The organism is Borreliella burgdorferi B31 (genome assembly GCF_000008685.2).
Taxonomy (GTDB): Bacteria; Spirochaetota; Spirochaetia; order Borreliales; family Borreliaceae; genus Borreliella; species Borreliella burgdorferi.
This window is the reverse complement of sequence record NC_001851.2, coordinates 20022-28155: the sequence shown is the minus strand read 5'-3', so window position 1 is coordinate 28155 and position 8134 is coordinate 20022. Positions and strand designations below refer to the sequence as shown.

2 protein-coding genes and 1 pseudogene are annotated in these 8134 nt (G+C 47.7%); 2 read left to right on the top strand and 1 reads right to left on the bottom strand.

Annotated features, from left to right (window positions below):
* Window positions 1-82 precede the first annotated feature (82 nt).
* Entirely contained in the window at window positions 83-1153 is a 1071-nt protein-coding gene (locus BB_RS05840; RefSeq protein WP_164928172.1) for a variable large family protein, read from the bottom strand.
* A 304-nt stretch (window positions 1154-1457) separates the two neighbouring features.
* Between BB_RS05840 and BB_RS05835 the strand changes: the two are divergent.
* Together BB_RS05835 and BB_RS05830 are read left to right on the top strand one after the other, a co-directional pair.
* Window positions 1458-6896 (top strand): annotated as a pseudogene (locus BB_RS05835) (variable large family protein); the annotation flags it as partial.
* The gene (locus BB_RS05830; RefSeq protein ID WP_158254269.1) at window positions 6882-8129 is read left to right on the top strand and encodes a variable large family protein; all 1248 of its coding nucleotides are present in this window, start codon (window positions 6882-6884) and stop codon (window positions 8127-8129) included. The pseudogene BB_RS05835 and the gene BB_RS05830, both read left to right, overlap by 15 nt.
* The last annotated feature ends 5 nt before the right edge of the window (window positions 8130-8134 follow it).

Sequence of the window (8134 nt, the reverse complement as noted above, 5' to 3'; positions counted from 1 at the left end):
TATTTATTATCTTTTAGTATATATATCTCTCGACTATTTCCTCAATCATGAGGGCATAGTCGTGTCCATACACTTAATTAAATCACTTATTCAAGGCAGGAGGTGTTTCTTTACTAGCAGCCTTCACTGAATCACCGACTTTCCTTAGCCCGGAACTCACGGCGTCTCCTATTAGCCCAGTAATAGCCCCTAAAACTTTGCGAACTGCAGACTCAGCAGCTCCCTTAATAGCCCCCTCAGCCTTCTCTTTCTCACCATCCTTCACAGCAAACTTTCCATCCTTAGCCATCCCCCTCAAAGCAATAGCAGCAGCAATCTGATCATCCTTCTTCATCTCATCCTGACCAAACTCCGCACCCCCATCTTTATCCCCAATAGCAGCAGCAATCGGATTTTTAGCCTCCTCAGGCTTCTTTCCATCCTGCTCAGCCGCATCAGCAGCCGTAACAATCGCACTTAATATCTGCTCCCCACTAACAGCACTAACAGCACCAGCCGCCTTGCTAGCAGCCTCACTGTCCCCATGAGCAGCAGCACCAGCCTTCCCAAACAACTTCCCTGCCCCTTTATTATTCTCCCCTTTAGCAGCAGCAACAGCTTTCAGCTTTTCACTCCCCCCAGCAGCTTCAACAATCTCCTTTATCCCCTTAGCAATCCCCTTCACACTCGCCTTATCAGCAACCTTTGCAGCATCAGCATCAGCCACAACTTCTCCAATTGCAGCAGTACCACTTGAAGCCCCCTCAGCTGTCTTTACAGCTTTTACCAGCTTATCCAACAACTCGCTAACTTCCTTAATAGCCCCCTCAACGGCAGTTCCAACAGAACCTGTACTATCTGGTTTCCCCGTCGTACTACTTATATCGCTTTTTTCCTTAGGCAAACTATTAAGATCGGTTTTTGTTTTTTCCAATTTGGCAGCTACAGTAGTAAAATAGGTTTTTACATCAGATTTTTTTGGATCTGATTTAAATCCAAAAGCCTCTGCTACTAACCCACCAAAAGATGTGAATACATCAAGAAATCCGTTACCTAATTGTATGACAGATTGGTAAAATTTGTTTGTTGGGTCGTCCTTATCAGCAACTTGGCTTTTACAATTAATAAAAACAAAGAAAGTTGTTAATAAAATTGCACTTGAAATTTTTTTCATATTCATCGTCTCCTTATAATGAAAAGTATAAGTTATCATCTTAACTCAAAAAGAGAGTTTTAACAAGTGTAGGTGAGAGAATTTTTCATTTCTTTTATTCTTTATAATAAAAGAAATGAAAAATTCTCTCACCTACACTTGTTAAAACTCTCAAGCAATAAAAATACTATATATGTCATCAAACTTTATTATATGTGATACGGAAGTAGGCAAAATTCACAAATCCAATTAAAAAAACTAGTTATTATTATTTAACTTTAACTTAAACAAAGAATAAAAGCCTCTTAACAAAAACATTTTTTAAATGTTCAAAACAATCATTAAACAAAAAAATATGAAAAAAATTTCAAGTGCAATTTTATTAACAACTTTCTTTGTTTTTATTAATTGTAAAAGCCAAGTTGCTGATAAGGCGAGTGTGACGGGGATTGCTAAGGGAATAAAGGAGATTGTTGAAGCTGCTGGGGGGAGTGAAAAGCTGAAAGTTGCTGCTGCTGAAGGGGAGAATAATGAAAAGGCAGGGAAGTTGTTTGGGAAGGCTGGTGCTGGTAATGCTGGGGACAGTGAGGCTGCTAGCAAGGCGGCTGGTGCTGTTAGTGCTGTTAGTGGGGAGCAGATATTAAGTGCGATTGTTAAGGCTGCTGGTGAGGCTGCGCAGGATGGAGAGAAGCCTGGGGAGGCTAAAAATCCGATTGCTGCTGCTATTGGGAAGGGTAATGAGGATGGTGCGGAGTTTAAGGATGAGATGAAGAAGGATGATCAGATTGCTGCTGCTATTGCTTTGAGGGGGATGGCTAAGGATGGAAAGTTTGCTGTGAAGAATGATGAGAAAGGGAAGGCTGAGGGGGCTATTAAGGGAGCTGGCGAGTTGTTGGATAAGCTGGTAAAAGCTGTAAAGACAGCTGAGGGGGCTTCAAGTGGTACTGCTGCAATTGGAGAAGTTGTGGCTGATGATAATGCTGCGAAGGTTGCTGATAAGGCGAGTGTGAAGGGGATTGCTAAGGGGATAAAGGAGATTGTTGAAGCTGCTGGGGGGAGTAAAAAGCTGAAAGTTGCTGCTGCTAAAGAGGGCAATGAAAAGGCAGGGAAGTTGTTTGGGAAAGTTGATGCTGCTCATGCTGGGGACAGTGAGGCTGCTAGCAAGGCGGCTGGTGCTGTTAGTGCTGTTAGTGGGGAGCAGATATTAAGTGCGATTGTTAAGGCTGCTGGTGCGGCTGCTGGTGATCAGGAGGGAAAGAAGCCTGGGGATGCTAAAAATCCGATTGCTGCTGCTATTGGGAAGGGTGATGCGGAGAATGGTGCGGAGTTTAATCATGATGGGATGAAGAAGGATGATCAGATTGCTGCTGCTATTGCTTTGAGGGGGATGGCTAAGGATGGAAAGTTTGCTGTGAAGAGTGGTGGTGGTGAGAAAGGGAAGGCTGAGGGGGCTATTAAGGGAGCTGCTGAGTTGTTGGATAAGCTGGTAAAAGCTGTAAAGACAGCTGAGGGGGCTTCAAGTGGTACTGATGCAATTGGAGAAGTTGTGGCTAATGCTGGTGCTGCAAAGGTTGCTGATAAGGCGAGTGTGACGGGGATTGCTAAGGGGATAAAGGAGATTGTTGAAGCTGCTGGGGGGAGTGAAAAGCTGAAAGTTGCTGCTGCTACAGGGGAGAGTAATAAAGGGGCAGGGAAGTTGTTTGGGAAGGCTGGTGCTGGTGCTAATGCTGGGGACAGTGAGGCTGCTAGCAAGGCGGCTGGTGCTGTTAGTGCTGTTAGTGGGGAGCAGATATTAAGTGCGATTGTTAAGGCTGCTGATGCGGCTGATCAGGAGGGAAAGAAGCCTGGGGATGCTACAAATCCGATTGCTGCTGCTATTGGGAAGGGTAATGAGGAGAATGGTGCGGAGTTTAAGGATGAGATGAAGAAGGATGATCAGATTGCTGCTGCTATTGCTTTGAGGGGGATGGCTAAGGATGGAAAGTTTGCTGTGAAGGATGGTGGTGAGAAAGGGAAGGCTGAGGGGGCTATTAAGGGAGCTGCTGAGTTGTTGGATAAGCTGGTAAAAGCTGTAAAGACAGCTGAGGGGGCTTCAAGTGGTACTGATGCAATTGGAGAAGTTGTGGATAATGCTGCGAAGGCTGCTGATAAGGCGAGTGTGACGGGGATTGCTAAGGGGATAAAGGAGATTGTTGAAGCTGCTGGGGGGAGTGAAAAGCTGAAAGTTGCTGCTGCTACAGGGGAGAATAATAAAGAGGCAGGGAAGTTGTTTGGGAAGGCTGGTGCTGATGCTAATGGGGACAGTGAGGCTGCTAGCAAGGCGGCTGGTGCTGTTAGTGCTGTTAGTGGGGAGCAGATATTAAGTGCGATTGTTAAGGCTGCGGCTGCTGGTGCGGCTGATCAGGATGGAGAGAAGCCTGGGGATGCTAAAAATCCGATTGCTGCTGCTATTGGGAAGGGTAATGCGGATGATGGTGCGGATTTTGGTGATGGGATGAAGAAGGATGATCAGATTGCTGCTGCTATTGCTTTGAGGGGGATGGCTAAGGATGGAAAGTTTGCTGTGAAGAAGGATGAGAAAGGGAAGGCTGAGGGGGCTATTAAGGGAGCTAGCGAGTTGTTGGATAAGCTGGTAAAAGCTGTAAAGACAGCTGAGGGGGCTTCAAGTGGTACTGCTGCAATTGGAGAAGTTGTGGATAATGCTGCGAAGGCTGCTGATAAGGATAGTGTGACGGGGATTGCTAAGGGGATAAAGGAGATTGTTGAAGCTGCAGGGGGGAGTGAAAAGCTGAAAGTTGCTGCTGCTAAAGGGGAGAATAATAAAGGGGCAGGGAAGTTGTTTGGGAAGGCTGGTGCTAATGCTCATGGGGACAGTGAGGCTGCTAGCAAGGCGGCTGGTGCTGTTAGTGCTGTTAGTGGGGAACAGATATTAAGTGCGATTGTTAAGGCTGCTGGTGAGGCTGCTGGTGATCAGGAGGGAAAGAAGCCTGAGGAGGCTAAAAATCCGATTGCTGCTGCTATTGGGGATAAAGATGGGGATGCGGAGTTTAATCAGGATGGGATGAAGAAGGATGATCAGATTGCTGCTGCTATTGCTTTGAGGGGGATGGCTAAGGATGGAAAGTTTGCTGTGAAGGATGGTGGTGAGAAAGAGAAGGCTGAGGGGGCTATTAAAGGAGTTAGCGAGTTGTTGGATAAGCTGGTAAAAGCTGTAAAGACAGCTGAGGGGGCTTCAAGTGGTACTGCTGCAATTGGAGAAGTTGTGGCTGATGCTGCTAAGGTTGCTGATAAGGCGAGTGTGACGGGGATTGCTAAGGGGATAAAGGAGATTGTTGAAGCTGCTGGGGACAGTGAGGCTGCTAGCAAGGCAGCTGGTGCTGTTAGTGCTGTTAGTGGGGAGCAGATATTAAGTGCGATTGTTAAGGCTGCGGCTGCTGGTGCGGCTGAGCAGGATGGAGAGAAGCCTGCAGAGGCTAAAAATCCGATTGCTGCTGCTATTGGGAAGGGTGATGGGGATGCGGATTTTGGTGAGGATGGGATGAAGAAGGATGATCAGATTGCTGCTGCTATTGCTTTGAGGGGGATGGCTAAGGATGGAAAGTTTGCTGTGAAGAATGATGAGAAAGGGAAGGCTGAGGGGGCTATTAAGGGAGCTGCTGCAATTGGAGAAGTTGTGGATAATGCTGGTGCTGCGAAGGCTGCTGATAAGGATAGTGTGAAGGGGATTGCTAAGGGGATAAAGGAGATTGTTGAAGCTGCTGGGGGGAGTGAAAAGCTGAAAGCTGCTGCTGCTGAAGGGGAGAATAATAAAAAGGCAGGGAAGTTGTTTGGGAAAGTTGATGGTGCTGCTGGGGACAGTGAGGCTGCTAGCAAGGCGGCTGGTGCTGTTAGTGCTGTTAGTGGGGAGCAGATATTAAGTGCGATTGTTAAGGCTGCTGGTGAGGCTGAGCAGGATGGAGAGAAGCCTGAGGATGCTAAAAATCCGATTGCTGCTGCTATTGGGAAGGGTAATGGGGATGGTGCGGAGTTTGATCAGGATGAGATGAAGAAGGATGATCAGATTGCTGCTGCTATTGCTTTGAGGGGGATGGCTAAGGATGGAAAGTTTGCTGTGAAGGGTAATAATGAGAAAGAGAAGGCTGAGGGGGCTATTAAAGAAGTTAGCGAGTTGTTGGATAAGCTGGTAACAGCTGTAAAGACAGCTGAGGGGGCTTCAAGTGGTACTGATGCAATTGGAGAAGTTGTGGATAATGATGCTAAGGTTGCTGATAAGGCGAGTGTGACGGGGATTGCTAAGGGGATAAAGGAGATTGTTGAAGCTGCTAGGGGGAGTGAAAAGCTGAAAGTTGCTGCTGCTAAAGAGGGCAATGAAAAGGCAGGGAAGTTGTTTGGGAAGGCTGGTGCTAATGCTCATGGGGACAGTGAGGCTGCTAGCAAGGCGGCTGGTGCTGTTAGTGCTGTTAGTGGGGAGCAGATATTAAGTGCGATTGTTAAGGCTGCGGATGCGGCTGAGCAGGATGGAAAGAAGCCTGCAGATGCTACAAATCCGATTGCTGCTGCTATTGGGAATAAAGATGAGGATGCGGATTTTGGTGATGGGATGAAGAAGGATGATCAGATTGCTGCTGCTATTGCTTTGAGGGGGATGGCTAAGGATGGAAAGTTTGCTGTGAAGGGTAATAATGAGAAAGGGAAGGCTGAGGGGGCTTCAAGTGGTACTGATGCAATTGGAGAAGTTGTGGATAATGATGCGAAGGCTGCTGATAAGGCGAGTGTGACGGGGATTGCTAAGGGGATAAAGGAGATTGTTGAAGCTGCTGGGGGGAGTGAAAAGCTGAAAGCTGTTGCTGCTGCTACAAGGGAGAATAATAAAGAGGCAGGGAAGTTGTTTGGGAAAGTTGATGATGCTCATGCTGGGGACAGTGAGGCTGCTAGCAAGGCGGCTGGTGCTGTTAGTGCTGTTAGTGGGGAGCAGATATTAAGTGCGATTGTTACGGCTGCGGCTGCTGGTGAGCAGGATGGAGAGAAGCCTGCAGAGGCTACAAATCCGATTGCTGCTGCTATTGGGAAGGGTAATGAGGATGGTGCGGATTTTGGTAAGGATGAGATGAAGAAGGATGATCAGATTGCTGCTGCTATTGCTTTGAGGGGGATGGCTAAGGATGGAAAGTTTGCTGTGAAGAGTAATGATGGTGAGAAAGGGAAGGCTGAGGGGGCTATTAAGGAAGTTAGCGAGTTGTTGGATAAGCTGGTAAAAGCTGTAAAGACAGCTGAGGGGGCTTCAAGCGGTACTGATGCAATTGGAGAAGTTGTGGCTAATGCTGGTGCTGCGAAGGCTGCTGATAAGGCGAGTGTGACGGGGATTGCTAAGGGGATAAAGGAGATTGTTGAAGCTGCTGGGGGGAGTAAAAAGCTGAAAGCTGCTGCTGCTGAAGGGGAGAATAATAAAAAGGCAGGGAAGTTGTTTGGGAAGGCTGGTGCTGGTGCTGGTGCTAATGGGGACAGTGAGGCTGCTAGCAAGGCGGCTGGTGCTGTTAGTGCTGGTTAGTGTGGGGAGCAGATATTAAGTGCGATTGTTACGGCTGCTGGTGCGGCTGCTAGTGAGGCTGATCAGGAGGGAAAGAAGCCTGCAGATGCTACAAATCCGATTGCTGCTGCTATTGGGAAGGGTGATGCGGAGAATGGTGCGGATTTTGGTGATGGGATGAAGAAGGATGATCAGATTGCTGCTGCTATTGCTTTGAGGGGGATGGCTAAGGATGGAAAGTTTGCTGTGAAGAATGATGATGAGAAAGGGAAGGCTGAGGGGGCTATTAAGGGAGCTAGCGAGTTGTTGGATAAGCTGGTAACAGCTGTAAAGACAGCTGAGGGGGCTTCAAGTGGTACTGATGCAATTGGAGAAGTTGTGGCTGATGCTGCGAAGGCTGCTGATAAGGATAGTGTGAAGGGGATTGCTAAGGGGATAAAGGAGATTGTTGAAGCTGCTGGGGGGAGTGAAAAGCTGAAAGTTGCTGCTGCTAAAGAGGGCAATGAAAAGGCAGGGAAGTTGTTTGGGAAGGTTGGTGATGCTGCTCATGCTGGGGACAGTGAGGCTGCTAGCAAGGCGGCTGGTGCTGTTAGTGCTGTTAGTGGGGAGCAGATATTAAGTGCGATTGTTACGGCTGCTGGTGCGGCTGAGCAGGAGGGAAAGAAGCCTGCAGAGGCTAAAAATCCGATTGCTGCTGCTATTGGGAAGGGTAATGAGAATGGTGCGGAGTTTAAGGATGAGATGAAGAAGGATGATCAGATTGCTGCTGCTATTGCTTTGAGGGGGATGGCTAAGGATGGAAAGTTTGCTGTGAAGAAGGATAATAATGAGAAAGGGAAGGCTGAGGGGGCTATTAAGGAAGTTAGCGAGTTGTTGGATAAGCTGGTAACAGCTGTAAAGACAGCTGAGGAGGCTTCAAGTGGTACTGCTGCAATTGGAGAAGTTGTGGCTGATGATGCTGCTGCGAAGGCTGCTGATAAGGAGAGTGTGAAGGGGATTGCTAAGGGGATAAAGGAGATTGTTGAAGCTGCTGGGGGGAGTAAAAAGCTGAAAGTTGCTGCTGCTACAGGGGAGAATAATAAAAAGGCAGGGAAGTTGTTTGGGAAAGTTGATGCTGGTAATGCTGGGGACAGTGAGGCTGCTAGCAAGGCGGCTGGTGCTGTTAGTGGGGAGCAGATATTAAGTGCGATTGTTAAGGCTGCTGGTGCGGCTGCTGGTGATCAGGAGGGAAAGAAGCCTGGGGATGCTAAAAATCCGATTGCTGCTGCTATTGGGAAGGGTGATGCGGAGAATGGTGCGGAGTTTGATCATGAGATGAAGAAGGATGATCAGATTGCTGCTGCTATTGCTTTGAGGGGGATGGCTAAGGATGGAAAGTTTGCTGTGAAGAGTGGTGATGAGAAAGGGAAGGCTGAGGGGGCTATTAAGGGAGCTAGCGAGTTGTTGGATAAGCTGGTAAAAGCTGTGTAAAGACA

Bases quoted from the DNA above. Each gene is read 5' to 3' on its own strand.
- BB_RS05830 (WP_158254269.1), top strand. From the start codon at position 6,882: ATGGCTAAGGATGGAAAGTTTGCTGTGAAGAATGATGATGAGAAAGGG.
- BB_RS05840 (WP_164928172.1), bottom strand. From the start codon at position 1,153: ATGAAAAAAATTTCAAGTGCAATTTTATTAACAACTTTCTTTGTTTTT.